The 25091-nt window shown below is 69.8% G+C and carries 21 protein-coding genes and 1 pseudogene; 10 read left to right on the forward strand and 12 right to left on the reverse strand.

Annotation, left to right across the window (positions count from 1 at the left end; genetic code table 11):
• The first annotated feature begins 65 nt into the window (after positions 1 to 65).
• Entirely contained in the window at positions 66 to 887 is an 822-nt protein-coding gene (locus tag MJQ72_RS27100) for a transglycosylase SLT domain-containing protein (RefSeq protein ID WP_240593828.1), read from the forward strand.
• Here MJQ72_RS27100 and MJQ72_RS27105 read toward each other — a convergent pair.
• The 3 genes from MJQ72_RS27105 to MJQ72_RS27115 are packed head-to-tail and all read right to left on the reverse strand — an operon-like array spanning position 884 to position 4593.
• Positions 884 to 2233 carry a VWA domain-containing protein gene (locus MJQ72_RS27105; protein WP_240593829.1) on the reverse strand — a complete coding sequence of 450 codons (1350 nt, stop codon included), beginning with the start codon at positions 2231 to 2233 and terminating at the stop codon, positions 884 to 886. The two genes, MJQ72_RS27100 and MJQ72_RS27105, sit on opposite strands and share 4 nt — an antisense overlap.
• The gene (locus MJQ72_RS27110) at positions 2230 to 3126 is read right to left on the reverse strand and encodes a MoxR family ATPase (protein ID WP_240593830.1); all 897 of its coding nucleotides are present in this window, start codon (positions 3124 to 3126) and stop codon (positions 2230 to 2232) included. The genes MJQ72_RS27105 and MJQ72_RS27110 overlap by 4 nt, the downstream gene beginning before the upstream one ends.
• A gap of 21 nt (positions 3127 to 3147) precedes the next feature.
• Positions 3148 to 4593, reverse strand: a complete 1446-nt coding sequence (locus tag MJQ72_RS27115) for an MFS transporter (protein WP_240593831.1) — start codon at positions 4591 to 4593, stop codon at positions 3148 to 3150.
• A gap of 62 nt (positions 4594 to 4655) precedes the next feature.
• On the opposite strand from MJQ72_RS27115, the gene MJQ72_RS27120 reads away from it, so the two are divergent.
• Genes MJQ72_RS27120 through MJQ72_RS27130 form a run of 3 tightly spaced genes read left to right on the forward strand, consistent with a single transcriptional unit; the run spans position 4656 to position 7443 of the window.
• Positions 4656 to 5615 carry a YafY family protein gene (locus MJQ72_RS27120; protein WP_240593832.1) on the forward strand — a complete coding sequence of 320 codons (960 nt, stop codon included), beginning with the start codon at positions 4656 to 4658 and terminating at the stop codon, positions 5613 to 5615.
• Positions 5612 to 6646 (forward strand): L-glyceraldehyde 3-phosphate reductase, encoded by a 1035-nt coding sequence (mgrA, locus tag MJQ72_RS27125; RefSeq protein WP_240593833.1) that lies wholly within the window; start codon positions 5612 to 5614, stop codon positions 6644 to 6646. Before MJQ72_RS27120 ends, mgrA begins: the two co-directional genes overlap by 4 nt.
• 44 nt (positions 6647 to 6690) lie before the next feature.
• Complete coding sequence (locus MJQ72_RS27130; protein WP_240593834.1) at positions 6691 to 7443, forward strand: class I SAM-dependent methyltransferase; 753 nt, start codon at positions 6691 to 6693, stop codon at positions 7441 to 7443.
• A 34-nt stretch (positions 7444 to 7477) separates the two neighbouring features.
• Here the strand turns inward: MJQ72_RS27130 and MJQ72_RS27135 are convergent, their stop codons facing one another.
• The 4 genes from MJQ72_RS27135 to sigC all read right to left on the reverse strand — a co-directional run bounded on the left by MJQ72_RS27135 (position 7478) and on the right by sigC (position 12343).
• Complete coding sequence (locus tag MJQ72_RS27135; protein ID WP_240593835.1) at positions 7478 to 8719, reverse strand: CdaR family transcriptional regulator; 1242 nt, start codon at positions 8717 to 8719, stop codon at positions 7478 to 7480.
• Between the two features lie 140 nt (positions 8720 to 8859).
• The gene (locus MJQ72_RS27140; protein WP_007030011.1) at positions 8860 to 9315 is read right to left on the reverse strand and encodes a (2Fe-2S)-binding protein; all 456 of its coding nucleotides are present in this window, start codon (positions 9313 to 9315) and stop codon (positions 8860 to 8862) included.
• 26 nt (positions 9316 to 9341) lie between these two features.
• Positions 9342 to 11594 (reverse strand): xanthine dehydrogenase family protein molybdopterin-binding subunit, encoded by a 2253-nt coding sequence (locus MJQ72_RS27145; protein WP_240593836.1) that lies wholly within the window; start codon positions 11592 to 11594, stop codon positions 9342 to 9344.
• 179 nt (positions 11595 to 11773) lie between these two features.
• Complete coding sequence (gene sigC, locus MJQ72_RS27150) at positions 11774 to 12343, reverse strand: RNA polymerase sigma factor SigC (RefSeq protein ID WP_240593837.1); 570 nt, start codon at positions 12341 to 12343, stop codon at positions 11774 to 11776.
• Positions 12344 to 12401: 58 nt separating this feature from the next.
• Between sigC and MJQ72_RS27155 the strand changes: the two genes are divergently transcribed.
• The 3 genes from MJQ72_RS27155 to MJQ72_RS27165 all read left to right on the forward strand — a co-directional run bounded on the left by MJQ72_RS27155 (position 12402) and on the right by MJQ72_RS27165 (position 14946).
• Positions 12402 to 13130, forward strand: a complete 729-nt coding sequence (locus MJQ72_RS27155) for a zf-HC2 domain-containing protein (RefSeq protein ID WP_240593838.1) — start codon at positions 12402 to 12404, stop codon at positions 13128 to 13130.
• Positions 13131 to 13338: 208 nt separating this feature from the next.
• A complete protein-coding gene (locus MJQ72_RS27160; protein WP_240593839.1) occupies positions 13339 to 14541 on the forward strand; it encodes an ROK family protein in 1203 nt (400 codons plus the stop codon).
• A 51-nt stretch (positions 14542 to 14592) separates the two neighbouring features.
• Entirely contained in the window at positions 14593 to 14946 is a 354-nt protein-coding gene (locus tag MJQ72_RS27165) for a nuclear transport factor 2 family protein (protein ID WP_240593840.1), read from the forward strand.
• Here the strand turns inward: MJQ72_RS27165 and MJQ72_RS27170 are convergent.
• Positions 14943 to 15449, reverse strand: a complete 507-nt coding sequence (locus tag MJQ72_RS27170; RefSeq protein ID WP_240593841.1) for a PaaI family thioesterase — start codon at positions 15447 to 15449, stop codon at positions 14943 to 14945. The genes MJQ72_RS27165 and MJQ72_RS27170 overlap by 4 nt on opposite strands.
• A 72-nt stretch (positions 15450 to 15521) precedes the next feature.
• Between MJQ72_RS27170 and MJQ72_RS27175 the strand changes: the two genes are divergently transcribed.
• Genes MJQ72_RS27175 through MJQ72_RS27185 form a run of 3 tightly spaced genes read left to right on the forward strand, consistent with a single transcriptional unit; the run spans position 15522 to position 19197 of the window.
• Entirely contained in the window at positions 15522 to 16094 is a 573-nt protein-coding gene (locus MJQ72_RS27175) for a TetR/AcrR family transcriptional regulator (RefSeq protein ID WP_240593842.1), read from the forward strand.
• A gap of 11 nt (positions 16095 to 16105) precedes the next feature.
• Entirely contained in the window at positions 16106 to 16840 is a 735-nt protein-coding gene (locus tag MJQ72_RS27180) for an HAD family phosphatase (protein WP_240593843.1), read from the forward strand.
• Complete coding sequence (locus MJQ72_RS27185) at positions 16837 to 19197, forward strand: glycoside hydrolase family 65 protein (RefSeq protein WP_240593845.1); 2361 nt, start codon at positions 16837 to 16839, stop codon at positions 19195 to 19197. Before MJQ72_RS27180 ends, MJQ72_RS27185 begins: the two co-directional genes overlap by 4 nt.
• A 6-nt stretch (positions 19198 to 19203) precedes the next feature.
• On the opposite strand, the gene MJQ72_RS27190 is transcribed toward MJQ72_RS27185, so the two are convergent.
• From MJQ72_RS27190 to MJQ72_RS27205, 4 genes and pseudogenes are all read right to left on the reverse strand, one after another.
• Positions 19204 to 19383 (reverse strand): hypothetical protein, encoded by a 180-nt coding sequence (locus tag MJQ72_RS27190; RefSeq protein ID WP_240593847.1) that lies wholly within the window; start codon positions 19381 to 19383, stop codon positions 19204 to 19206.
• A 39-nt stretch (positions 19384 to 19422) separates the two neighbouring features.
• Positions 19423 to 20379 carry a Ppx/GppA phosphatase family protein gene (locus MJQ72_RS27195; protein ID WP_240593848.1) on the reverse strand — a complete coding sequence of 319 codons (957 nt, stop codon included), beginning with the start codon at positions 20377 to 20379 and terminating at the stop codon, positions 19423 to 19425.
• Positions 20380 to 20582: 203 nt separating this feature from the next.
• A complete protein-coding gene (locus MJQ72_RS27200) occupies positions 20583 to 21623 on the reverse strand; it encodes an LLM class F420-dependent oxidoreductase (protein WP_240593850.1) in 1041 nt (346 codons plus the stop codon).
• 80 nt (positions 21624 to 21703) lie between these two features.
• Positions 21704 to 25014 (reverse strand): annotated as a pseudogene (locus MJQ72_RS27205) (DUF885 domain-containing protein).
• Between the last annotated feature and the right edge of the window lie 77 nt (positions 25015 to 25091).

A 25091-nucleotide genomic window follows, 5' to 3' on the forward strand; every position in this document is an offset into this window, starting at 1 on the left:
TGGGCCGGGTCACCCGGACGGCGGGCCACACAAGTTCTCCACATTCGTCACGTACCGTGGAACCGGTGACCGCTTCGTCCCCTTCGGCACTGGATCTCATGGACCAGTGGCAACCACCGCCCAGGAAACGTGGCCCGCGTGGCTGCGTGATGCTCGCGCTCCTGGTCGTTGGCGCCTTGGTCGCCGGTGCCGTCTGGGTCGTGATCAGCCTCAACGACCGTGAACCGGTGCCGGTCAAACCGGCATTCGAGGTCCCCGCGCTCAAGCCGGCCCCGCGTTCGGCCATCCCCGGCGACGCCGGACCGCTGCCCGCGGAGCCCGCGAAGGACGCGTGGATCGCGAAGGTGTCGGAGAACACGGACATCCCCTCCCGCGCGCTGCGGGCGTACGTGAACGCCGCCGAAAAGACCGCGAAGACCACTCCGCGGTGCGAAATCACCTGGGCGACCATCGCCGGGATCGGCCGGACCGAGTCACAGCACGCCCGGCACGACGGTTCCCGCGCCGGTGAGGACGGCGTGGTGACGCCGCCGATCATCGGTATCCCGCTCGACGGCTCCCCCGGGGTGCTGGCGGTCGTCGACACCGACAAGGGCGCCCTCGACGGCGACCCGAAATGGGACCGCGCGGTCGGGCCGATGCAGTTCCTGCCCGCCACCTGGAAGCGGTACGGCCTCCGCGCGAGCGGCGACGGCGCCGCGCCGGACCCGCAGAACATCGACGACGCGGCGCTGACGACCGCGCGGTACATGTGCGCACGGGGCGGCGACCTCGGCGATCCCGCCGGCTGGTGGAGCGCGGTGCTGACCTACAACAACTCCACCCAGTACGGGCAGGAAGTGTTCAGCAACGCCGACGCCTATGGGAAGGCTGCGCTGAAGCCTTAGGCGGGCAACAGCCGGGTGACCAACCTGGTCAGCTGGTGCACGTTCCGGCATTCGTACATCTCGACGACCTCCGCGTAGGCGTGCGCCTCGGAGTCGCCGGTGGACCACAGCGCGGTCCGCTCGGGGTTGAGCCAGTACGTATGCCTTGCCGCGGAAGCGATCCCGCGCACGGCGTCGAGGTTCGGGTCGCCGCCGTTGGTCCTCGCGTCACCGAGGATGAGCATGGACGTCCTGGGGCCCACCGCGTCCGAGTAGCGCTCGACGAACTCGCCGAGCGCGTGCCCGTAGTCGCTGTGCCCGTCCCAGCGGGTCAGTTCCGCGTCGGCGAGGATGCGCGCGCCGAGGTCTTCGGGATCGGCGGCGCCGGTGTCGACGAGATGGGTGATCTCGTCGCAGGCGTCGATGAACGCGAACACCCGCACCTTGCTGAACTGGTCGCGCAGAGCCTGCACCAGCAGCATGGTGAAGTTCGCGAAACCGGCCACCGAGCCCGACATGTCGCACAGCAGCACGATTTCCGGCCTTCCCGGCCGGTGCCGCCGGTACGACGGCCGCATCGGGACGCCGCCGGTGGACAGCGAGCGCCGCAGCGTCCGCCGCAGGTCGATATGCCCGCGCGCATGCCTCCGTCGCCGGGCGGCGAGCCGGGTGGCGAGCTTGCGTGACAGCGGCTGGACGACCCGGCGGAGTTCGGCGAGTTGCGCCCGGCTGGCGAGCAGGAAGTCGACGCGGTCGGCGGCAGGCGGCACCGCGTGCCGCGAAACCCGTTCCCTGCCACGGACTTCCGCCACGCGCCGCCGCGCCTCGGTCCGGACGAGACCACGGAAGCCTTCGACGCGGCGGCGGACGTCGTCACGATCCAGCCGGTCGGTGAACTCCTCCTGGCCGCCCGCGCGGATCGCTTCGAGCACGCGGACCACGAGGGTCTGCGGCTGAAGCCGTTCCAGCGTCTGGTGCGCCGACCAGCCGCCGCTTCCCGCCGTGCCGCCGTACTCCCCCAGCATGTCGACGGCGAGCCCGGCCAGCTGCGTCAGCTCCGGCTGGTCGTTCGCGGCGAGCGCGGTGGCGAGGCGGTCGCGCAACGCCGCCAGATCGTCGACGGGGTCCTGCGACGGAGCGCCGACGCCGAGCGGGAAGTAGATGTCGAAGGTCGCGTCGAACACCGCGCGCTGGCCGCCGCGCCGGACGAGCGCCGCCGCGAGCCCTTCCCGCATCTGCTCGCGGGAGTCGAGGCCCAGCACTTCGAGTGCCGCGGCGGCGTCGACCGTCTCACTGGGACCCGCCGGGATTCCGTGTTCCCGCAACGCTTCCACGAATTCGACGAGCCTGCCCGGCACGCCGCTCACGAGTCGAGGACCTTGCCGAGTTCCAGCCGCGCGTCCGCCTTCACGACGTCGTCCTGGTGTTTGAGGATGACGCCGAGGCTCGCGCGGACGACGTCCTCGCCGAGGCTGTCCGCGCCGAGGCTGTCCGCGCCGAGCGCCAGCAGGGTCCGCGCCCAGTCGATGGTCTCGGCGACCGACGGCGCCTTCCGCAGTTCCATCGCCCGCAGCGCGGTGATCACCTTGACCACCGACGCGGCGAGCGCGTCGTCGACGCCCGGCACCTTGAGCCGCACGATGCGCTGCTCCAGCGCCGCGTCAGGGAAATCGATGTGCAGGAACAGGCACCGTCGGCGCAGCGCCTCGGAAAGCTCCCGCGTCGCGTTGGAGGTCAGCACCACGAACGGTTTGCGCCCGGCGGTGATCGTGCCGAGTTCCGGGACGGTGATCTGGAAGTCGCCGAGCACCTCCAGCAGCAGCCCCTCGATCTCGACGTCGGCCTTGTCGGTCTCGTCGATGAGCAGGACGGTCGGCTCGTCGCCCTTGATCGCCGTCAGCAGCGGCCTGGCCAGCAGGAACTCTTCACCGAAGATGTCGTTGCGGGCTTCGTCCCACGTCTCGTCCTTGCCGGCGGTGATCCGGAGAAGCTGCTTCGCGTGGTTCCACTCGTACAGCGCGCGGGACTCGTCGACGCCTTCGTAGCACTGCAACCGCACGAGCCGGGAGCCGCTCGCCTGCGCGACCGCCTTCGCCAGCTCGGTCTTGCCGACCCCCGCGGGGCCCTCGATCAGCAACGGCTTGCCGAGGGCGTCCGCGAGGAACACCGTGGTGGCGACGGCCGCGGAGGCCAGGTAGCCGGTGTCGGCGAGCTTCGCCGTCACGTCTTCGACGGAAGTGAAGTACCCGGTCCCAGCCACGCGGCCTCCCAGCTCGATCGCCTACCCGGCCGACTCTACGTCGCGGATCCGCTTCGGCAGCAGGAACCCGACCGCGAAGGTGAGCATCACCATCACCGCGACCACCCAGAACGTCCGCTGGGCGGCGGCCGTGGGGTCGGCGGTCCCGGCGTCGAAGAACACCGTGCCCAACAGCGCGAGCCCCAAGGCGCCGCCGACCTGCTGGAGCGACGTCAACGCGCCCGACGCCGAGCCTGCCTCCGACGGTTCCACCCCGGACAGCGCGATCTCGAAATACGGCCCCATGATCAGCCCGGAACCGATCCCGACCACCAGCAACGCGGGCGCGATCTGCCACGGGCCGGTCTCCGGGCCGAGGAGCAGCAGCAACGCGACCACGCCGGCGGTCATGATGAGTGCGCCGGTGTGCAGCACCTTGCGGCCGTGTTTGCGCACCGCCTGCACCAGCCCCATCCCGACGATCATCCCCAGCGACATCGGCACGCCGGTCAGCCCGGCCTTGAGCGGCGAGAAACCGAGCCCGAGCTGCAGGTACAGCGTGAAGACCAGACCGAAGCCGGAGAACGCCGCGAAGTAGATCGTCCCGGTCGCCATCCCGGCGAGGAAGCTGCGCTTGCGGAACAGGCTCGGCTCGACCAGCGGGTCACCGCCGCGACGGCTCTTGCGCTTTTCGAACCACGCGAACACGCCGAACACCACGATCGCGGCGGCCATCATCGCGAACGTCCACAGCGGCCAGCCGTACTCGCGGCCCTGCACCAGCGGGAAGACGATCAGCAGCGCACCGGTCGTCGCGAGCAGCGCGCCGGGGATGTCGAGGGTGAGCGAACCGCCGGGGCGGGATTCGGGAAGGAACTTGAGCGCGGCGAGCACGGCCAGCGCGCCGATCGGGAGGTTGATCAGGAAGATCATCCGCCAGCCGGTGCCGAAGAGATCCGCGTCGACCAGCCAGCCCGCGAGGATCGGGCCGCCGACCGCGGCGAGCCCCATCACCGGGCCGAACATACCGAACGCGGACTGCAATTCCTTGCCCGCGAACATCTCCTTCATCATGCCGAGGCCCTGCGGCACCATCGCGGCGCCGAAGAGGCCCTGCACCACCCGCGCGGTGATGATCATCTCGGGGTTCACCGCGATCGCGCAGAACAGCGAGCCGACGACGAAACCGATCGCGCCGATGAGGAACATGCGCTTGCGGCCGAAGATGTCGCCGAGCCGCCCGCCGGTGAGCAGACCGGACACCATCGCGAGGGTGTACGCGACGCCGAGCCACTGGATCATCGCCGTGCCGCCGCCGAGCGACGACCGCATGACCGGTCCGGCGATGCTCGTGACCGTCATGTCGAGCAGCTCCATCACCGAGCCGGTCAGGATCACGAACAGCGCGGGCCAGCGCCAGCGGTACGGCTTGGTCGTGAGGGTGTTTTCCGAGGTCACACCGCTCGGGGTGTCCAGTGTCATCGTCATGGGAACAACGCTAAAGTCAATTCCGGCCACTTTCTGACCGGAATGCGAGCGAACCTGGATTCATGGCGAATACGAGTGCGCGGATGCTGCGGTTGCTCTCCCTGCTGCAGACACACCGCTTCTGGTCGGGGATCGAGCTGAGCGACAAGCTCGAAGTGAGCGAACGGACGCTGCGGCGCGACGTCGAACGGCTCCGCGAGCTGGGCTATCCGGTCAACGCGAGCCGCGGTGTCGCGGGCGGCTACCAGTTGCGGTCGGGCACGGTCATGCCGCCGCTGCTGCTGGACGACGAGGAGGCCGTGGCGATCGCGGTCGGCCTCCGGACGGCGGCGAGCGGTTCGGTGGAGGGCATCGAGGAGACGTCGGTCCGGGCGTTGACGAAGGTCGTCCAGGTGATGCCGCCCCGGCTGCGCCGACGTGTCGACGCGCTCCAGGCGTACACGACACCGGCGGCCGTCACGGGCCCCCGGGTCAACGCCGCGAGCCTGACGGTGATCGCGCAGGCGTGCCGGGACGACGAACGGCTGAAGTTCGACTACGCGGCACGCGGCGGCGAGGAGTCCGCGCGGCTGGTCGAGCCACACCGCCTCGTCTCGCTCGGACGGCGCTGGTATCTGGTGGCGTGGGACCTCGACAGGGTGGATTGGCGCACGTTCCGCGTCGACAGGCTCAGCGAGCCTCGCACCACCGGCGCGCGCTACCGGCCGCGCGAGATCCCCGGCGGCGACGCGGTCAAATTCGTCGAGGCGCAGATCAAGGCCAGGCCGACCACGCACACCCTCATCGTCCGGGTCGAGGCACCGAAGGCGCGGGTCGAGTCGGCCGTGCGGTATCTCGGCGGCGCGCTCGAAGCGATCGACGAGACGTCCTGCCGCCTGACGATGAACGTCGACACCTTCGACTGGCCCGTCCTGATCCTCGCCGCCATCGGCGCGCCGTTCGAGGTCGAGAGCCCTTCAGGGTTCAAAGATCACCTCGCGTCCGTCGCCGCGCTCTTCAAGGCGGCTAGCATCGGGCCGTGAGCACCTATGTCGCGGCCGAGGGCCGATACGAGAGCATCCCCTACCGCCGCACCGGGCGCAGCGGCCTGAAGCTGCCCGCGATCTCGCTGGGCCTGTGGCACAACTTCGGGAACGACAAACCGCTGGGCACGCAGCGGGACATCGCGCGACGCGCGTTCGACCTGGGTATCACCCATTTCGACCTCGCCAACAACTACGGCCCGCCCTACGGCTCGGCGGAGGAGAACTTCGGCAGGCTGCTGGCTTCGGACTTCAAGCCGTACCGGGATGAACTGGTCATCTCGACCAAGGCGGGCTACGACATGTGGCCCGGCCCGTACGGCGAATGGGGCTCGCGCAAGTACCTGCTGTCCTCTTTGGACCAATCGCTCGGGCGGATGGGCCTGGACTACGTCGACATCTTCTACTCGCACCGGTTCGACCCCGAGACGCCGCTCGAAGAGACGGTCGGCGCGCTCGACACCGCCGTCCGGTCCGGCCGCGCGCTGTACGTCGGCATCTCGTCGTACTCGTCGGAGAAGACCGCCGAGGCCGCCCGGCTCCTGCGCGAACTGGGCACCCCGCTGCTGATCCACCAGCCGTCGTACTCGATGTTCAACCGCTGGCTCGAAGGCGACAAACTGCTCGACACGCTCGAAGCCGAAGGCGCCGGCTGCATCGCCTTCTCGCCGCTGGCGCAGGGGCTGCTGACCAGCCGCTACCTCGACGGCGTCCCCGAGAATTCCCGTGCGGCGCAGGGGAAGTCGCTCAACCCGGACACGATCACCGAGAACACCCTCGGCAAGATCCGGGCACTGAACGAGATCGCCCGGCGGCGTGGGCAGACGCTGGCGCAGCTCGCGCTGGCGTGGGGCCTGCGCGACCCGCGGATGACGTCGGTGCTGATCGGCGCGAGCAGCGTCGCCCAGCTGGAGGACAACGTCGGCGCGCTGAAGAACCTGCACTTCACGCACGAGGAGCTGGCCGAGATCGACCGCTACGCCACCGAGGCCGACATCAACCTCTGGAAGCGCTCGACCGACGCCGGATAGCAAATCGTGTTGCCCCACCCGGCGCGCGAGCCGAGACTGCGAACATGACTTTCGAAGATCTGGTCGCCGAAGGAGAGGCCGTCCCGGTCGAAGGCTGGGACTTCTCGTGGTTCGAAGGCCGGGCCACGGAGGAGCGGCCGCCGTGGGGTTACTCGCGGTTGCTCGGCGAGCGGATGGCGGCGGCCGCCGCCGGGCTGGACCTGCAGACCGGCGGCGGCGAGGTGCTCGCGGGCATCCCGAAACCGCCGCCGGTCCTCGCCGCCACCGAAGGCTGGCCGCCGAACGTCGAAGTCGCGAGGAAGACCCTCGCGCCGTTGGGCGGCGAGGTGGTCGAGGCCGAGTACGACGCGCCGCTGCCCTTCCCCGACGAGTCCTTCGATCTGGTGAGCAGCCGTCATCCGATCGAGAACCCGTGGCGGGAGATCGCCCGTGTGCTGCGCCCGGGCGGAACCTTCCTGTCGCAACAGATCGGCGCCGGCACCGTGCGGGAGCTGAAGGAGTTCTTCCTCGGCCCGCAGGACTACGGCGGCTGGACGCCCGACGTGCTGCGCGTCGAGGCGGAGGCCGTCGGGCTCCGGGTGGACCGGCTCGAACCGGCGAAACTGCGGATGGAGTTCTTCGACCTGGCCGCGGTCGTCCACTTCCTCCGGAAGGTGATCTGGATCGTGCCGGGGTTCGAAGCCGGGAAGTACCGCGACAAGCTCGCGGAACTCCATCGGATGATCGAGACCGACGGGAAGTTCGTCGCGCACTCGCGGCGGGTGCTCGTGGAGGCCGTCAAGCCTCGTGAGTGGTGAGGACGGTTAGAACCGTCCTCACCACTCACGAGGGCTAGCGCAGCGGGTCCCGCGGAGAGGGCAGATGCGAAGTATCCGGGAACATGTGGAGCGCGCGCAGGGCCGCGCCGAGTTCGGCGATGTCGGCCGGGTCGGTCAGCGAACGGCCCAGTTCCTCGGAGATCCGCTTCAGCCGGTGCCGGATCGTGTTGGGGTGACAGAACATCCGCTCCGACGTCAGCTTCGTGGAGCCCTGGCATTCGAACCACGCCCGCAACGTCAGCAGCAGCACGTTCCGGTCGTCGCCGGGCAGGTCCAGGATCGGCCGGAGCACGTGGTGCGCGAGCTGGACCGACGCCTCCGGGGCGCTGGCGACGAGACCGGCGAGCGGGGATTCGTTGAACTGCACCATTCCCGTCGTCCCCGGCATCATGCTGGAGAGCGCGACCCGCGCGAGGTGCAGGGCGCGGGAGGTGTTCCCGAGACCGGTGAACACCGGGCTGACACCGATCCGGCCGGTCTGGTTCTCCCTCAGCAGCCCGATGATCACCTGGGACGCCGCCGGATCCCGCATCGAGACCACGCCCACCTGCAGGTCCGGCGTGAGCCGCCAGGCGGACGCGTGATGCCGTTCGCGCAGCCGGTTTTCGATCTGTGGCAGCGGTTCGTGCCCGACGCGCGGGGTCTCCGCCGCCACGACCACGTAGGTCCCGTCGAGCGAGAGTTCCAGCACGCGCGCGATGTCCCACAGCGTGCCTTCGGTGGCCGCGCCGCCGGCGAACAGCGCCTCGACCAACGCGGAGCGACGGCTTTGGTGCGCCAGCATGACTTCGGCGGTGGTGTCGCGATAGGTCGTCGTCAGCGCCTCGGCGTAGTCGTCGATCAGCGCCCAGATCGCCGACGTCGCGGCGACAAGGCCGCGGAGGTCCTGATGCTCGCCCGAAGCGGTCAGTTCGACGAACCGGTTCCACACCTCGGTGAGCCCGATCCGGTAGGCCCGCAGGAGTTCCGGCAGCGGCGCGCCCTGCAAAGCCCGCGCGCGCCCGGTCGCCCGCGCCTGCGCGAGATCGGGTTCCTCGGCACCGCGCAGGGTCCGCATGACGAACTCGAGGTTGTTCCGCACCGACGTCCGCAGTTCGGCGAGGGAGACGAACTGCGCGTCGCGGTACACCGGCATTTCGGCGCGGATCTGCTCGACGGTGCCGTCGATGAGCCCGGGCAGCTGCTTTTCGACCTCGACGGCCAGTTCGGCGACGATGACGGCCGAGCCTTCGCGGAGCACAGTTTCGTAGTGCATGGACGTCCTCCGGGGCAGGGACTCCTCGTCGAGTCCCTGGGGCCGTCATCTAACACGACTTGCCCGGAGGTGGCCTGTCGAAGCGCCAAGACTCCGCCGGTGCGGTGGGAAATCGGGATTCCCGCCGCACCAGCGGGATTTCACATCTTCGCGGCCGCGCTCTTGATGGCTTCGCGGATCCGGAAGTAGGTGCCGCACCGGCAGACGTTCTGGATCGCGTCGATCTCGGCGTCCGTCGGGTTCTTCGTCTTCTTCAGCAGCGCCACCGCGGCCATGATCTGCCCCGGCTGGCAGTAGCCGCATTGCGCGACGTCCTGCTCCAGCCAGGCCTCCTGCACCGGGTGCAGGTCCTCACCGTCGGCGAGGCCTTCGATCGTGGTGACCTCCTTGCCCGAGCAGTCGGACACCGGCGTCACGCACGGGTTGAACGCCTCACCGTCGAGGTGGCTGGTGCAGGCCTTGCAGACGTTGATCCCGCAGCCGTACTTCGGGCCGCGGACGCCGAGCTTGTCCCGCAGCGCCCACAGCATGGGCAGATCCGCGGGCGCGTCGACGGTGACGGTCTTCCCGTTCACCGTGAAGGTGTAGTTGGGCATCGGAACTCCTTGGCGGGGAAGGAAAGTCAGCGGGGGAAGGGGTCGAAGTCGATCGGGAAGTTGATCGGGAAGCTGCGCGGTTTGATCCCGGTCGCCCGCGCGTAGGCGTTCCCGATCGCGCCGACCGGGGCGGGCACGCCGAGCTCCCCGGCACCGCCGATCTCGCCCGTCTCCGGCATGACGAACACCTTGACGTCCATCGGCGAGTTCTTCTGCCGCGCGTAGTGGAACTGCGAGTAGCTGCCCTCCAGCGGCAGGCCCTTGTCGATATGCAGACCCGCGGTCAGCGTGGTGGAGATGCCGTCGGTGAGGCCACCGAGCATCTGCGCCTCGATACCGCGCGGGTTGATCGGCTTGCCGACGTCGACCGCGATGGTCGCCTTGGTGACCCGCGGCTTCTTCGGGTCGCGGGCGTCCATCTCGACGAGGCAGGCGGTGTACGACTTGTACTCGCCGTGCACGGCGACACCCTGCGCGAAGCCCTTGGGCATCTTCTTGCCCCACTCGCCGAGTTCCGCGACCTTGTCCAGCACGGCGCGCTGCCGGTCGTTCTTGATGAACTCGCGCCGGAACTCCACCGGGTCCTTGCCGAGCTTCGCGGCGATCTCGTCGACCATGATCTCTTCCGCGCCGCGCGTGCTCGCCGAGTACACCGACCGCCAGGCACCGGTGTGGAAATCCACCGGAACCTCGTTGAGCAGCTGCGTGGTGACGCCGAAGTTGTACGGCGACTTCACCGTCAGCAGGAACACCGTCTGCGCGAAGCTCAGGTTGCCGCCGACGGGCAGCTCGGAGGCGAACGCCGTGAGGACCTCGCCGAGACCGTGGCTCCAGTCGGTCTCCACGCTGACGACGCGGTGCTCGAAGGTGAGCACCTGGCCGAGCGCGAAGGTCGCGCGGATCTTGTGGTGGCTGGCGGCGCGGGCGCGGCCATGGCGCATGTCGTCGATGCGGCTCCACATCAGCCGCACCGGTCGTTTGAACGCCTTGGAGGCACGCGCGGCCTCGATGGCGCCGTCGGAGAACAGCCGACGGCCGAACGATCCGCCCGCCTGCTGGACGTGCACGGTGACCTTGTTCTCCGGCAGCCCGAGCTCCTGCGCGATGTTCTGCTTCGCGAGGATCGGGACCTTCATCCCGGACCAGATGGTCGCGCTGTCCTCCCGGACGTCGGCGACGGCCGAGTTGGTCTCCAGCGGGGCGTGGCTGGCGAAGGCGAAGTCGAACTCGCCGTCGACGTACTGGGTCAGCAGCGGCGGGACGACGAACGGGAGCGCCGCGGCCTGCAGCTTCTTCTTGATCGTCGCGTTGTTCTCGCCGTCGACCGTGCCGCCGTTCCAGCTGACGTCGAGGGCGTTCTTGCCGTCCAGCGCCTGGCCGAAGGTCTCGGCCATCACCGCGACCCCGGTCTTGATGACCGCGATGTCGATGATGCCCGGCATCGCGCGGACCGCGGCCTCGTTGTTCACCTTCGCAACCGTGCCGTTGATCGTCGGCGGGCGGCGGACCATGACCGGCTTCGCGCCGGGGACGTCCAGGTCGAGGGTGTATTTCAGCTGCCCGGTGACCATCGCGCGGGCGTCCTTGCGCGATTGCGGCGTGCCGACCAGCTTGTGCGCGGACTCCGCCTTCGGGGTCGCGGTGAGCTTGCCGAGGTCGGCGCGGGCGGCGGGTTTGGCCAGTGCGCCGTAGTCCGCGCGGCGGCCGTCGGGGGCGATCACCGCACCGTCCCTTGTGGACAGCCGGTCGGCCTTGGCTCCCCACTGCCGGGCGGCGGTCGCGACGAGGCGGGCGCGGGCGGCGGCCGCCGCGGTCCGCACCGGGGTGTAGAGCGAGCGCATCGTGTTGGAACCGCCGGTCAGCTGGTTGAACAGCAGTTCCGAGCGGGCGTCGGAGAGGACGACGTCGACCTGGTCGAGCGGGAGGTCCATCTCTTCGGCGACCAGCATCGCGTTCGCCGTGGTGATGCCCTGGCCGACCTCGGTCCGCGGCAGCTCCAGCCGGACCCGGCCGTCTTCGCGGACTTCGAGGACGAGCAGGTTGGCGGTGGGGGCGTTCGACAGGATCAGCACGTCGCCGAGATCGAGGATCTCGGCCGGGCCCGGCGGGGTCGGGATGACGGCTTCGGCCTCTTCGGGCGCGACGGTGTCGATGCCGATCTTCGTGGCGATCGTGAGGGTGGGCGCGGCGACGAGGAAGGTCAGGAACCGGCGGCGGCCGAGGCCTCCGGGGTCCGGAGCCTCACTGCCGTGGCCCGCAGCGGTGGTGGGACTGGCCATCGGGAAGATCCCTTCGAGAGCGCGCGGAGCAGGCGGGGACCCTCGCGCGGCCTGGGGTTGGATGGCGACACGCTAGGCATCGGCATTCGGCCTAGTCAACGCGGAGTAGTCGTGTCGCCCCATCTGTGTGACGAGATGACAGTGGACGGGCCCAAATGTGTGACGCGCCACAGCCGGCGTCAGATGGAGTCGCGCTCCCGGCCCGCTTCGAGCAGGTCTTCGCGGGCGCGCGCGATACGTGAGCGCACGGTGCCGACCGGGCAGCCGCAGATCTCGGCGGCCTCCGCGTAGGACAGGCCCAGCACCTGGGTGAGGACGAGGACCTCACGCCGCTCCGGGTCGAGCCCGTCGAGCAGCATCCGCAGTTCGACCAGGTCTTCGAACCCGGCGACACCCTCGGCCTGGCGGGCGCCGCGGCGTTCGGCGGTGGCCTCCCAGTCGACGTCGGCGAGCTTCGGGCGCGCAGAAGCCGCCCGGATGCGGTCGACGACCACGCGGCGCGCGATCGACAGGAGCCAGGTCCGCGAGGACGACCGGCCGGCGAACCGGCGCAGGCTGCCGAACGCGCGGAGGTACGTCTCCTGGGTGAGATCGTCGGCGGCGCCGACGTCGGCGAGGTGCGCGACGAAACGCCAGACGTCGGCCTGGGTGGCACGCACCCAGTCTTCGAGCGCCCGCCGGTCGCCGCGGGCGGCGGCGAGAGCGAGCTCGGTCACCCGCTCGTCGTCGTGGTTGCGCGCCCCGGCCATACGAGAAACGTAGCAGCGTCCCGGGAACCGGGGCAGGCCCGCGCCCGACAAGTGAGACGTGAAGTGCGAGACCTGCCGCGAGGCCCTGTCGGCCCGGCTCGACGGCGAAACCGAACCCGCCCCGCCGGAGGTGGTCGACCGGCATGTGGCCGGTTGCGCCGCCTGCCGGTCCTGGCTCGCGCGCGCCGAACGGCTGCACCGGACGATACTGCTGCGCCCGGCACCCCCGGTCCCGGACCTCACCGCCGTCATCCTCGAACGCACCCCAGCCCCGCCGAGCGAGGGCTGGCCGGCCAGGATCGCGCTCGCGCTGGTCGCGATCGCGCAGCTCGGCCTCGCCTTCGCCCAGCTGCTGGGCGTCGAAGACCACACCGCCGGGCACGGCACGGAATCCCTGATCGGGCACCTCTCCCACGAAAGCAGCGCGTGGAACCTCGCCGTCGGCGTCGGTCTCGGCTGGGCGGCCGTCCGCACGAAGGCGGCGTCCGGGCAGCTGCCCGCGCTGACCGGTTTCGTCGCGCTCCTCCTGGCATTGTCGGCGGGCGACCTCGCCACCGGACAGGTGACCGCCGGACGCGTGCTCACCCACGGGCTGGTCGTCGCCGGACTGCTGTTGCTGTACGTGGTGAACCGGCAGCACCGGCTGCGTAACCGCCCCAGCCCGGCGACGACGGCTGATCACCCGGATGCCTACAGCGCCGAAACGGACCACGAGACCGGCGAAACCCCCGAACGACCCCGGCAGCACAGGGGATTCCGGCGGCCCGCGAGCCGCCACGTCGCCTGAAGCCACCTGGTCTAGACCATTGCCGGTCACTGGGAGCACGCGTCCGGATACCGGGTGAATCACGGTTTTTCGCGCGCGGCGTGCGCGATTCGCGGCGCGGACACGTTTATCGTCGCCTGGGACCACCGAATGTAAACCTTCTTGCCCATTTCGGGCCGGAGGCGGATAACTTTGGTGGAACACCTTGGTTCGACAGGAGGCGAAGCTCGTGGTTGGCGCAGAAAACCCACCCGTCGGCACCCCCGCCGGGATGCGGAAGATCAATCAGCGCGCCGTGCTGGACCTCCTGCGCCGCAGCGGCCCGGCGACGCGGCCCCAAGTCGCCAAGGACACCGGTCTTTCGAAACCGACGGTGAGCCAAGCGTTACTGGCGCTCGAAGCCGCCGGTCTCGCCAGGGCGACCGGGCACACCTCGACCGGCACCGGCCGGTCCGCCGTCCTCTACGAAGCGGATCCCACGGCGGGCTACGTCCTCGGTGTCGACATCGGACGCGAGCACCTCCGCGTCGCGGTCTCGGATCTCGGCCACACCGTGGTCGCCCGCCGTGACGAGCGGAACACCTCGCGTTCGGGCACCGCGCTCGTCAGCGCCGTGGGCGCTCTCGCGGCGGCGACGGTGCGCGAAGCGGGACTGTCGCAGGCGGACATCGTCGTGCGGGTCCTCGGCTCCCCCGGCGTCGCCGACCCGGACAAACGCTGCTTCCGGCACGCGCCGAACCTGCCCGGCTGGGGCAAGGCCGGCCTGCTCGACGAACTCGAAGGCGTCCTCGGCCCGGACCTCATGGTCGAGAACGACGCGAACCTCACCGCCGTCGGCGAATGGGAACGCGGTGCCGCGCGTGGCGCGTCCGTGTTCGGCTGCATCACCATCGGCACCGGCGTCGGGATGGGCGTGATGGTCAACGGCCAGGTCTTCCGCGGCGCGACGGGCGCGGCGGGCGAGATCGGCTATCTGCCCTACGGCCAGTCGCACGCGGCGAGCGAGGGCGAGGACGCCCCGCCGGTCCGCGGCCACCTCGAAGAGGCGACGGCGGCGCAGTCCGTCGTGCGGGGCGCGCGCGAACTCGGCCTCGGCACGGCGAAATCGGCCCGCGAGGTCTTCCGGCTGGCCCGTGACGGCGACGAGCTCGCCCTGCGTGCCGTCGAGGCGGAGGCCGACAGGCTCGCGTACACCGTGGCGTCGGTCGCGGCGGTGATCGACCCCGAACTGATCGTGCTCGGCGGCGGTATCGGCACCGCGGCCGATCTGCTGCTCGACCCGATCGACCGCGCCCTGCGCTCGTTCACTCCCCTGGTCCCGGCGGTCGTCCAGGGCGAACTGGGCGACGACGGGGTGCTGACCGGTGCGATCAGCGTCGGGCTGCGCGCCGCCGAAGGCCTGGTCTTCGAACGCAAGGTCGGCGCGGCCTGAGCCGCGCGGCATTACCTCCGCGGTAATCGACAGCGGGGGCACGATGTTCTTATGACCACAGCGAAGAAAATCGTCCTCGACTGCTTCGAGAACCTGTTCGTACGCAAGGACTTCGCCGCCGCGGGCGCGAACGTGCACCCGGACTTCGTCACCCACAGCCCGGGTTTCCCCTCCGGCCGTGACGCTTTCGTCGAAGCGATGCGGAATTCCCCGATGGCGGGCGCGGACGTTTCGGTGAAACGCGTGATCGCCGACGACGAGCACGTCGTCGTGCACCTGCACGTCGTCCGGCCGGGCGAGGAACTCGGAGCCGCCATCGTCGACATCGTGCGTGTGGAGGACGGGCTCATCGTGGAGCACTGGGACGTCAAGCAGCCCGTGCCGCCGGGCGCCGAAATGTTCTAGGGCTTGATGATCAGGCAGGTGCTCGACGCCGTCGCGAGCACCTTGCCCTGCCCGTCGCGGAGGTCGCCCTCGGCGAACGCGACACGCGAACCGGCCTTCACGATCCAGCCGTGCGCACGGATCTCCCCCACCGAACCGGAAATGGCGCGCAGGTAGTTCACCTTCAGCTCCACCGAGGTGTACCCGACGCCGGCGGGCAGGGTCGAGTGCACCGCGCACGCCACCGCCGAATCCAGCAGCGTCGCCGCGACCCCGCCGTGCACGGTGCCGATCGGGTTGTAGAGCGACTCGTCCGGCGTCGCGGCGAGCACGACGTCGCCCTCGGCCACGCTCACCCAGCGCATGCCGAAATGCGCCGAGATCGGCGCGGGCGGGATCCGGCCCTCGGCGATCCCGGTCAGGTAGTCCAGCCCCGACAGCTCCCGGCCGAGGCGGGCGGTGGGCAGCGGATCCTGCCAGGTCACGGTCTTCTGCCTGGTCTGCCCGGTGACGTCGATGGTCATGGCTGCCTCCTAAGACGATCGTCCTAGGCTTTCCTAAGACGGTCGTCCTAGTCAAGGACTATGCTGGACCACGTGTCCGACACCACGACTCGCGAGCGGATGATCTCGACCGCCATGACGCTCTTCCGCCGGGAGGGCTACCAGGCGACCTCGTGGCGGCGGCTCGTCGAGCAGGCCGGCACGCCGTGGGGTTCGGCGTATCACCATTTCCCCGGCGGCAAGGAGCAACTCGCGGTCGCCGCGATCGAACTCGGCACCGCCGTCGTGGCGAAGACGGTCCGCCGTGCCTTCGAGCGCAACGAGACGGTCGAAGACGCCGTGGCCTGGTGGTATCGCAAGGCGGGTGAGGCGCTGGCGGCCGACGACTACCGCGGTGGCTGCCCGCTCGCCACGATCACGCTGGAGATGGCGCACGCCTCCCCCGCGATCACCAAGGCGTGCCAGGACGCGTTCACCGCCTGGCACGCGCTGCTCGTCGAACTGCTCCGCGATGTCGCGGATCCCGAAGACCTCGCGACGGCCATCATGAACAATCTCGAAGGCGCGCTGCTGGTGAGCCGGGTCCACCGTTCCCCGGAGCCGCTGGAGCGGGCCGCGCGGCACGTCGCGCTCGTGACCCGCGCGGGGAGCGGCGAGCCGGGGTAGCGTTCGGAGACATGATCGGTCTGCCCGACACCATCACGGCCTGTCTCTTCGACCTCGACGGCGTGCTGACCGGAACCGCGGCCCAGCATCGCGCGGCGTGGAAGCGCACGTTCGACGAGTTCCTGCGTGCCCGCGACGGTGACGCGTTCTCGCCGTTCACCGACACCGACTACGCGGCCTACGTCGACGGAAGGCCGAGGGCCGACGGTGTCCGCACCTTCCTCGTCTCACGAGGGATCGAGCTGCCCGAAGGAAGTCCCGACGACGGCATCGACGCCGCCACCGTCAACGGGGTCGGGAACCGGAAGAACCAGCTGGTACTGAAGATCATCGAAGAAGAGGGCGTGACTCCGTACCCGGGTTCCGTCCGGTATCTGGAAGCGGCGAAGGCGGCCGGACTGCGCATCGGTGTCGTCACCTCGTCGGCCAACGGCGCGAAGGTGCTCGACGCCGCCGACCTGACCAGGTTCGTCGAAGCGCGGATCGACGGGATCGTGATCACCGAGAAGAACCTGCGCGGCAAGCCCGCCCCCGATTCCTTCCTCGCCGGCGCCGAGGCGTTCGGTGTCGCCCCGGGGAACGCGGCCGTCTTCGAGGACGCGCTCGCCGGCGTGCAGGCGGGCAAGGACGGCGGTTTCGGTTACGTGGTCGGGGTGAACCGCGCCCACCAGGCCGGCGAACTGCTCGCGCACGGCGCCGACGTCGTGGTGGACGATCTCGCCGAACTTCTGGAGGACCGCAAGTGACCGAATCGCTTCTCCGCGGCTACGAGGTCGCGCCCTGGGAGCTGCGCTGGCACGGGATGGACGTCGACGCGTTGCAGCGCACCGAATCGGCGTTCGCGGTGTCCAACGGGCACATCGGCCTGCGCGGCACGCTGGAGGAGGCGGAGCCGCGCGGCCTGCCGGGCACGTACCTCAACGGTTTCTACGAGCAGCACGATCTTCCGTACGCGGAAACCGGTTACGGCTACCCCGAAGAAGGCCAGACCGTCGTCAACGTGACCGACGGCAAGATCATCCGGCTGCTGGTCGAGGACGAACCGCTCGACATGCGCTACGGCCAGGCCACCGAACACGACCGCGTCCTCGACTTCCGGAAGGGCACCCTCGCGCGCGACACCGTCTGGTCCTCGCCGACCGGGCGCCGGGTCCGGGTGAAGACCGAACGCCTGGTCTCCTTCACCCAGCGCGCCGTCGCCGCGATCCGGTACGAGGTCGAACCACTCGACGACGAACTCCAGCTGGTGGTGCAGTCGGATCTGCTGGCGAACGAACCGATCGAGTCCGACACACGCGATCCTCGGGTCGCGGCGGCGCTGGAATCGCCGCTGGTCGGGGAATACCACCACGCGGAGGCGTATCACGCGGTGCTGGTGCACCAGACCCGGCGATCCGGGCTGCGGATGGCCGCCGCGATGGACCACAAGATCGACGTCTCCGACGGCGTGCGCACGCATATCGAGGCCGAGGACGATCTGGCCCGGCTCACCATCGCCGTCGACGTGCCCAAGGGCGGCCGCCTGCGGATCACCAAGTTCCTCGCCTACGGCTGGTCCGCGCAGCGTTCGGTGCCCGCCGTGCGCGCGCAGGTCGAGGCCGCGCTGGCCGGGGCACGGCAGACCGGCTGGAAGGGGCTGCTCGCCGAGCAGAAGGAGTTCCTCGACGACTTCTGGGAGACCTCGGACATCGAGATCGACGGAGACCCGGAACTGCAGCAGGCCGTGCGGTTCGCGCTCTTCCATCTCCTGCAGGCCGGAGCCCGCGGCGAGACGAGGGCCTTGGCGGGCAAGGGATTGACCGGCCCCGGTTACGACGGGCACGCGTTCTGGGACACCGAGACCTTCGTCCTGCCCGTACTCACCTACAGCATGCCGGACGCCGCCCGCGACGCGCTGCGCTGGCGACACTCCACTTTGGACAAAGCACGGGAAAGGGCCACCCAGCTGGGTTTACGCGGGGCCGCGTTCCCCTGGCGGTCCATCAACGGCGCGGAATGCTCGGCGTACTGGCCGGCGGGCACGGCGGCGTTCCACGTCAGCGCGGACATCTCCGACGCCGTCGTCCGCTATCTCAACGCCACCGGTGACGACGAGTTCATGCGGACCTGCGGCGCGGAACTGCTCCTCGAAACCGCGCGGTTGTGGGTGTCGCTGGGGCATTTCGACCGGCGAGGCCGGTTCCGGATCGACGGGGTCACCGGGCCGGACGAGTACTCCGCGGTGGCGGACAACAACGTCTACACGAATCTGATGGCCCGCCGGAATCTGTTCTACGCCGCCGAAATCGTCGGCCGGCACGACGACATCGCCCGGCGGTTCGAGGTCGGCGAGGACGAGGTCGCGTTGTGGCGCAAGGCGGCCGAAGCGATGCTGCTGCCCTACGACGAGGATCTCGGCGTCCATCCGCAGTCCGAAGGGTTCCTGGAGCACGACGAATGGGACTTCGAGGCCACGGACCCGGATTTCTACCCGCTGCTGCTGAACTTCCCGTACTTCGACCTGTACCGCAAACAGGTGGTCAAACAGGCCGATCTGGTGCTCGCGCTGCACCTGTGCGGAGATTCCTTCACCCCGGAGGAAAAGGCTCGCGACTTCGCCTACTACGAGGCGATCACCGTGCGGGATTCCTCGCTGTCCGCGGGAACCCAGGCCGTGGTGGCGGCCGAGGTCGGGCATCTCGAACTGGCCTACGACTACCTCGCCGAGGCGGCGCTCACCGATCTGCACGACGTGCACAACAACGTGCGCAACGGATTGCACCTGGCCTCGCTGGCGGGCGCGTGGCAAGGCACCGTCGCCGGATTCGGCGGGCTGCGCGACCACGGCGGGCGGCTGACTTTCGCACCGCGGCTGCCGCCACAACTGGGGCGGATCGCGTTCCGGCTGACCTTCCGCGGCACCCGGTTCCAGGTCGAGATCGACGGCGAGGGCGCGACGTACCACGTGATCACCGGGGAACCGCTGGAACTGGCGCACCACGGCGAGACGTTCACGGTGACCGCCGAGCCGGTGCGGCTGCCGATCCCGGCGCTCGATCCGGGTCCGGCGCCGGCGCAGCCCGCGGGCCGCGCTCCGGCGCGACGGCAGCCGAAGGACGCGTGAGGCCGATCAGTCCGGAGGTTCGATCGGTACTTCGCCGCCACCCGGCACGTCGTCGACCTCCTTGGTGCCATGCGGCCCGACGTCACGGTTGGGCGCGCTCGGCACGTCGGTCTTCGGCTGGACCCCGCGGAGGTCGTCGAGGTCTTCTTCCTCGTCCTGCCCGAAGCTCTTCTTGCTTTCCCTCATGTGTCCGGGGTACCCGCTCGCGGCCGGATGCGCCAGTCTTCAGGCGGCTTTCGCCGGTTTGCCGTCGAGCGTGACCAGCCCGTCGAGCATGCCGAGCAGCAGGCCGTCCCTGGTGGACCACGGGCAGATGGCGACCTGGCCACCCGAAAGCGTCAGCAACGCCTCGGCGACGATCGCGCCCGCGAGCGCCTGGTGGGAGCGTTGCCGCGAAATACCCGGCAGTTCGGCGCGGCGTTTCGCGGGCAGCTTCGCCAGCCGCGGGATCCACGCGCGCAGGTCGTCGAGGTGCAGTTCCCTGGCGCGGGATGGCCGATCGCCGGCGAGCCGGGCGAGCTGCCGCAGCACCTTGGAGCAGCCGACGGCGCGATGGTCGCGGATCTGCGGCAGGACGTCCTGCATCGCGTCGCGGACTTCGTCGAGCACGTGTTCCCGCATCGCTCGGACGACCTTGGGTGACGGGCACTCGGTGCTGAACCAGTCCCGGGTCAGCGAGCGTGCGCCGAGCGGCAGGGAATGCGCGAACCCGGCTTCCTCGGCGTCCCCGGCGGCGAGTTCGACGGTCCCGCCGCCGATGTCGAGCACGAGCAGCCGCCCGGCGGAAGCGCCGTACCACCGGCGCGCGCCGACGTAAGCCAGCTCCGCCTCGCGGCGGCCGGTGAGGAAGCGCAGTTTGACCCCGGTGGCCTCGTGGACGGCGCAGACGACCTGCTTCACGTTGGCGGCGTCGCGGATCGACGACGTGGCGAGCGGGTACACGTCCTCGACGCCGTGCTTGGCGGCGATGGTCATCCCCGCCTCGACCGCGGAGGAGACCGCGTCGATGCCGCGCCGGGTCAGGTTCCCGTCATCGTCGAGTTCCCTGTCCAGGCGCAGCCGCGTCTGGTGGCTCAGCACGGGGTCGAGCGGTGACCCACCCTTGGCCAGTACCACCAGCCGTGCACTGAACGACCCGACGTCCAGGACCGCGGCGGACGGCTCGCCGATCTGCTTGCGCACGCGAGGCACCTCACCTTCGTCGCGAACGGATTCCCCCGAGGTCTCGCTTTCACTCCTGATAATGGCGGATTTTCCCGCCGTTCAGGCGTGATTCACGTTCTCTTTCCACCGGGAGGCCGTTTTTTGACCACGAAGGGGGTACACCGGCGCAGGTCAAGTATACCGTATCGATACAGGTGAGAGGTTCGCCTCCCCCTGCGCGCCTAGTCGATGAGTTCGCGCAGCTTCGAAACCTGCGCGACGCGGGCCTCACGACCGGGCAGCAGCGGGTTGACCACCAGCGTGGTCGCACCGGCCTCACGGAAGGCGGCCAGCCTCTCCTTGACGTAACCCTCGGGACCGATCAGCGAGATCGCCCTGATCAGTTCCTTCGGCACCGCCGCGGCGGCTTCTTCCTTCTTGCCGTCCAAGTAGAGGTCCTGGATGAGCTTCGCTTCGGCCTCGTAGCCGTACCGCTGGGCGAGACTGTTGTAGAAGTTCTTGCCGCGCGCGCCCATTCCGCCGATGTAGAGCGCGAGCATGCCGCGAAGGTGGTCCAGCATCCCTTCGACGTCGTCACCGATCGCCAGCGCGGTGCCGACGAAGGTGTCCAGCTCGCCCAGCGACGGGTCACGCTTCGCCTTGCCCTCCGCCAGCGACGCGCCCCAGACGTCGGCGACCTTCTCGGGGTGGAAGAAGATCGGCTCCCAGCCCTCGGCGAGCTCGGCGGTGAGCGCGACGTTCTTCGGGCCGATCGACGCCAGCAGGATCGGGATCCGCTCGCGCACCGGGTGGTTGATCAGCTTCAGCGGCTTGCCGAGACCCGTGCCCTGCTCGGGTGGCAGCGGGATCGAGTAGTGCGTGCCGGAATGCACCACCTTCTCCCGCCGCCACACCTGACGGCAGATGTCGATGATCTCGCGGGTGCGCCCTAGCGGCGCGTCGTACTTGACGCCGTGGAAACCCTCGATGACCTGCGGACCGGAGGCGCCGATGCCGAGCGTGAACCGGCCGTCGGACACGAAGTCGAGCCCGGCTGCGGTCATCGCGGTCAGCGTCGGCGTCCGCGTGTAGATCTGGAAGATGCCCGACGCGATCTGGACGCGATCGGTCTTCGCCGCGACGTAGCCGAGCTGGCTGACGGCGTCGAACGAATAGGCCTCGGGGACGAAGACGATGTCCAGCCCGGCCTTCTCCAGTTCGACGATGTCGGCCACGCTCTCGGCGAACCCGCCGGCGTAGCTGATCGCGGTCCCGATCCTCATCCGCATCTCCTCATCGAGTTACTGAGCGCTCGCTTAGCGATAGTATGCGCCGGGACGGCGTTCTTCGCGTGTGTCCCGGCTCACTGCGCGGCCACCCAGCCCTTCACCACGTCGTCCAGCACCCGCAGCGGCAGGATCCCGTTGCTCAGCACGACCTCGTGGAAGCCCTTGATGTCGAACCGGTCCCCGAGCGCGGCCTCGGCCTCGGCACGGATCCGCTCGATCTCCAGCCGCCCCACCATGTACGAAAGCGCCTGCCCGGGAACGGCGGCGTAACGGTCGATCTCGGCTTCGATCTCCACCCTGGCCATCGGCGTGTTCTCGGCCAGGTAGTCGACGGCCTGCTGACGGCTCCAGCCGAGCGCGTGCATCCCGGTGTCGACGACCAGCCGTCCGGCACGCATCGAATCCTGGGTGAGCATGCCGAACCTGGTCAGATCGCTGGAGTACAGGCCCATCTCGTCGGCGAGCCGCTCCGAGTAGAGCCCCAGCCTTCGACGTAGGCGTTGACGTCGGCGTGCCCGCGCAGCATCGGCAGGCCCTTGAGCTTGTGCGCGATGCAGATCTGGAAGTGGTGCCCCGGAACGGCTTCGTGGAAGGCGATCGCCTCGCTCGTGTGCTTGGGGCGCTGCTCGGCCTCGTAGGTGTTCGCGTAGTAGGTGCCCGGCCGCGAACCGTCGAGCGCCGCCTCGATGTAGTACGCCAGCGTGCCGCCGGGCGCCTCCGCGGGCGGGACCGGCTCGACCTGGCATCGCTCCTCGGGCACGGTCGAGAACCACTGCGGGGCAACGGCTTCGGCGCGGGTGATGGCGTCACGCGCGGCGTCGAGCAGTTCGTCGCCGTCCCGCCAGCGCAGGGCCGGGTCGGTGCGCAGCCGCTCGAAGATCTCGTCGAGATCCTTGGTGCCGAAGACCTTCTCGCCCAGCTCGCGGTACTGGTCGGCCAGCTTCGCGATCATGCCGAGGCCGGTGTCGTGCAGATCCTGGGCGGTGCGCTCGGTGGACGTGTGCGCCCGGATCAGCGCGGCGTACTTCTCCTGCCCGCCGGGAAGCGCGCAGAGACCCGGCTCGGTTTCGGGCTTCGCCACGGGCCGCAGCTCGTCGGCGAGGAAGTCGCGATACCGCGTGTAGGCGGGCCGGACGACCTCGGCCAGCAGCCGGTCCCGCTCGGACTCGTAACCCTCCACGGAAACGGACGCGGTGAGCGCCAGCGGATCCCCCGCCTCGTCACCGAGATAACGCTCCACGTAAGCGATCCCGCCTTCGACCAGGAAGCCGGGCGGGACCAGCCCATCGGCCGCGGCCGCGCGCTGGCGCACGATCAGGGCGTCCAGGTAGGCGCCCATACCTTCCAGCCGCTTCAGGTAACCGCGGACCTTTTCCTCGTCGTTCAGCGACAGCACCGAAAGTTCGTTGAGCATGAACAGCGCGGGCGAGGCGAGCCCGTCGCTGACCGAGAACTCCGATGCCCGCGAATCGATGACGTCGACCATCGCCTTCGCCTGCTGGATCACGACCTCGCGGGTGACCGCCTCGGCCGGGGAAAGTCCTTCGGTGGCAAGGGCTTCGGCCCGCTCGGCGATGGCGACCGCCGACGCGCGCCGGGCGGCCGCGGCCTCCGCGCCCGGATCGGGCAACGCGCCTTCGTCGCCGGGGAGGCCGAGGAGGGAACGCCACAGCGGGAGTTCTTCGAACTTGAGCTCCATCAGCTCCTCGGCGAGGCCGTTCGGGGTGTCGCCGTGGCCCTTCACCCAGTCGCGGACCACGCCGTCCAGCACCGAAAGCGGCAGCGACCCGCCGCCGAGCACGACGTCGTGGAAGGCCTTGATGTCGAACCGGCTGCCCAGCGTCAGCTCGGCCGCGGCACGGATGCGCTGGATCTCCAGCCGCCCCACCATGTACGACAGCGCCTGGCCGGGGAAGGCGATGTACCGGTCCACTTCGGACTCGATCTCCACGAGCGCCATCGGCGTGTTCTCGGTGAGGAAATCGATGGCCTGGCGCCGGCTCCAGCCCAGCGCGTGCAGCCCGGTGTCGACGACCAGCCGTCCGGCGCGCATCGAATCCATGGTCAGCATGCCGAGCTTCGCGACGTCGTCGGAGTACAGGCCCATCTCGTCGGCGAGGCGTTCGGTGTACAGGCCCCAGCCCTCGGCGTACGCGGTGAAGTCGCCGATGCGGCGCAGCAGCGGGAGCTCGGTGAGCCCCTGCGCGAGGCTCAGCTGGAAATGGTGACCGGGGATGGCCTCGTGGAAGGCCGTCGCCTCGGCCGCGTGCCGGAACCGCTCCTCCGCCTTGTGGGTGTTGGCGAAGTAGATACCCGGCCGGGAGCCGTCGACCGCGGGCCACATGTAGTACGCGGCGGGCGCGCCGGGCGCGGATTCGGCGGGGACCGCCTCGACCGTCCACGGCTGCGGCGGGATCCGGCCGAACCAGTTCGGCGCCTCGGCCTCGGCCCTGGTGATGGCCGCGCGGGCGGAGTCGAGCATCTCTTCGGCGCTGGACCAGCGCAGCTCCGGGTCGGTGCGGAGCTTGCTGAAGATCTCCTGGAGATCGCTGGTGCCGAAGACCCGGGAGCCGTACTCGCGGTACTCGGCGGCGAGACCGGCGATCACGTCGAGACCGGTCTGGTGCAGCTCACGCGGCGTGCGGACGGTCGTGGTGTGCATCTCGGCGAGCAAGGCGTAGAGCCGCTCGCCGTCGGGCAGCCAGCAGACGCCGGGCTTGTCCTCGGGACGGCCGTGCGGCGCGATCTCCTTCGCGAGCACCTCCCGGTACTCGGCGATCGCGGGCCGGACGGCGTCGCGCAGCAGGGCGGCGCGGCGGGTCTCGAAGTCCTCGTCGGGCGCGGGCTGGCGCAGCAGCGGATCGGCCGAGGGCTCGGCGAGGTGGCGGTCGAGGTACGCGACGGCGGCGTCGACCAGGTAGGCGACCGGGACCAGGCCGCGGGCGACGCCGTCCCGGTGCCGCTGCGCGGCCTGCCGCAGGTACTCCGGGATCGCGGCGATCCGCCCGAGATGCGCCTCCGCCTGCGCGCCCGTCCCGACCGACATCATCGGCAGCACGGTGAGCACCTCGGCGGCGGGCGAGATGAACAGGTCGCTGATGGTGAACTCGACGAACCGCGAGTCCAGCAGGGCGATCCTCGCCCGCGCCATCGCGATCAGGACGTCACGGGTGGTCTTCTCCTCCGCGCTCAACCCGTCGGTGGCCAAGGCCTCGGCCCGCTCGGCGAGCCCGGCGAGCCGCGCGCGGAAAGCGTCCCCGGCGGCCTCGCTGAGATCGGTGAGCCCGGTCGATTCCGGACGGAAGCCCTGCAAAGCGGGCATGACCGGCTCGGCGTCGAAGAGGGCTTCGACGAACTCGTCGGCGAGGGCGGAGACTTCGCTCATGTTTCTTTCCCCAGTGATCGGTGGAAGCGGTATCCCCGACCCTAATGGAGAGCGAGTACTACCGAAGCCGGGTTTTG

The sequence above is a fragment of the Amycolatopsis sp. EV170708-02-1 genome (assembly GCF_022479115.1).
In the GTDB taxonomy this organism is placed as follows: domain Bacteria; phylum Actinomycetota; class Actinomycetes; order Mycobacteriales; family Pseudonocardiaceae; genus Amycolatopsis.

What these genes read in the sequence shown, in the direction of transcription:
- MJQ72_RS27130 (WP_240593834.1), top strand. Translation starts at nt 6,691, where the DNA reads ATGACTTTCGAAGATCTGGTCGCCGAAGGAGAGGCCGTCCCGGTCGAA.
- MJQ72_RS27165 (WP_240593840.1), top strand. Translation starts at nt 14,593, where the DNA reads ATGACCACAGCGAAGAAAATCGTCCTCGACTGCTTCGAGAACCTGTTC.
- MJQ72_RS27140 (WP_007030011.1), bottom strand. Translation starts at nt 9,315, where the DNA reads ATGCCCAACTACACCTTCACGGTGAACGGGAAGACCGTCACCGTCGAC.
- MJQ72_RS27115 (WP_240593831.1), bottom strand. Translation starts at nt 4,593, where the DNA reads ATGACGATGACACTGGACACCCCGAGCGGTGTGACCTCGGAAAACACC.
- MJQ72_RS27120 (WP_240593832.1), top strand. Translation starts at nt 4,656, where the DNA reads ATGGCGAATACGAGTGCGCGGATGCTGCGGTTGCTCTCCCTGCTGCAG.
- MJQ72_RS27170 (WP_240593841.1), bottom strand. Translation starts at nt 15,449, where the DNA reads ATGACCATCGACGTCACCGGGCAGACCAGGCAGAAGACCGTGACCTGG.
- MJQ72_RS27135 (WP_240593835.1), bottom strand. Translation starts at nt 8,719, where the DNA reads ATGCACTACGAAACTGTGCTCCGCGAAGGCTCGGCCGTCATCGTCGCC.
- MJQ72_RS27180 (WP_240593843.1), top strand. Translation starts at nt 16,106, where the DNA reads ATGATCGGTCTGCCCGACACCATCACGGCCTGTCTCTTCGACCTCGAC.
- MJQ72_RS27145 (WP_240593836.1), bottom strand. Translation starts at nt 11,594, where the DNA reads ATGGCCAGTCCCACCACCGCTGCGGGCCACGGCAGTGAGGCTCCGGAC.
- MJQ72_RS27190 (WP_240593847.1), bottom strand. Translation starts at nt 19,383, where the DNA reads ATGAGGGAAAGCAAGAAGAGCTTCGGGCAGGACGAGGAAGAAGACCTC.
- sigC (WP_240593837.1), bottom strand. Translation starts at nt 12,343, where the DNA reads ATGGCCGGGGCGCGCAACCACGACGACGAGCGGGTGACCGAGCTCGCT.
- MJQ72_RS27200 (WP_240593850.1), bottom strand. Translation starts at nt 21,623, where the DNA reads ATGAGGATCGGGACCGCGATCAGCTACGCCGGCGGGTTCGCCGAGAGC.